This window comes from Mycobacterium sp. (assembly GCF_040398885.1).
Taxonomy (GTDB): Bacteria; Actinomycetota; Actinomycetes; order Mycobacteriales; family Mycobacteriaceae; genus Mycobacterium.
Window position 1 is genome coordinate 1 of record NZ_JBBATF010000326.1, and the last position, 1,025, is coordinate 1,025.

At 72.7% G+C, this 1,025-nt stretch carries 1 protein-coding gene and 1 pseudogene; one reads left to right on the top strand and one right to left on the bottom strand.

Annotated elements, in window-relative coordinates:
• Positions 1 to 761, bottom strand: a 761-nt coding sequence (locus ADBZ5U_RS16555; protein ID WP_526811996.1) for a carboxylesterase family protein, incomplete at its 3' end; no start/stop codon positions are given.
• A gap of 94 nt (positions 762 to 855) precedes the next feature.
• Here ADBZ5U_RS16555 and ADBZ5U_RS16560 point away from each other — a divergent pair.
• Positions 856 to 1,025: pseudogene (locus ADBZ5U_RS16560) on the top strand (cytochrome P450); the annotation flags it as partial.

A 1,025-nucleotide genomic window follows, 5' to 3' on the forward strand; every position in this document is an offset into this window, starting at 1 on the left:
GGGCCGCTCTGCAGGATCGCGGCCCGGAACAGTCCGTAGGACTCCGGCGCGACGAGGTGGTCGCACACCGACATCGCCCCGGCCGATTCGCCGGCGACGGTGACCCGGGTGGGGTCACCCCCGAAGGCGGCGACGTTGTCGCGCACCCACCGCAGGGCGGCCTGCTGATCGGCCAGTCCATAGTTGCCGACGGCGCCGTCGGGACCGGCCAGCGCCGGGTGGGCGAGGAATCCCAACGCGCCGAGTCGGTAGTTGATGGTGACGACGACGATGTCGCCGCGCGTGGTCAGCCGGCGGGAGTTGTAGATGTCGGAACTGCCGTTGAGGAAGCCGCCGCCGTGGATCCAGACCAGCACCGGCCGGCGGGATTTCGGGGTGGCGCCATCGGGTGTCCAGACCGTCACACTGAGGCAGTCCTCGCTGGTCGACAGTCCGAAGTCCGGGTCGGCGCGGGTGTCCTGGATGCAGCGCGGACCCGGTCTGGTGGCGTCGCGCACCGGCGCCCACGGGGCCGGCGTCGCCGGGGGCTGCCAGCGCAGCGGCCCCACCGGCGCAGCCGCGTACGGGATGCCCTGGAACAGCCGGTAGCCGCGTCCGTCGACCGAGGCGGCCACCCCGCGCACTGGGCCGTCGGCCGTCCGCACGACCGTCGGGTCCGGGGCTCCGGCCGGGGCGGCGGTTCCGCATCCGGCGCTGATCACGACCGAGCCCAGCACCGCGCCGGCACGGCGGACCAGTCGGCCGGAGGAACGGGACGGCACGGCATCCGAGACTACGCGGAGGGTGTGCCGCCCAGCGCATAAGCGGCGTTATGCTGGACCTTCATCGAGTACCGAGTCACGCCGAGGAGAGTCGATGAGCGCACGGATCACGGACGCGGCCGCGCGGGTCCTGGCCGATCCGCTCGCCTACACCGACGAGAAGAGACTTCACGAGGCGCTCGCGCACTGCCGCAGGCACGCGCCGGTGGCCTGGGTGGACGTCGACGAATACCGGCCGTTCTGGGCGATCACCAAGCACGCCGA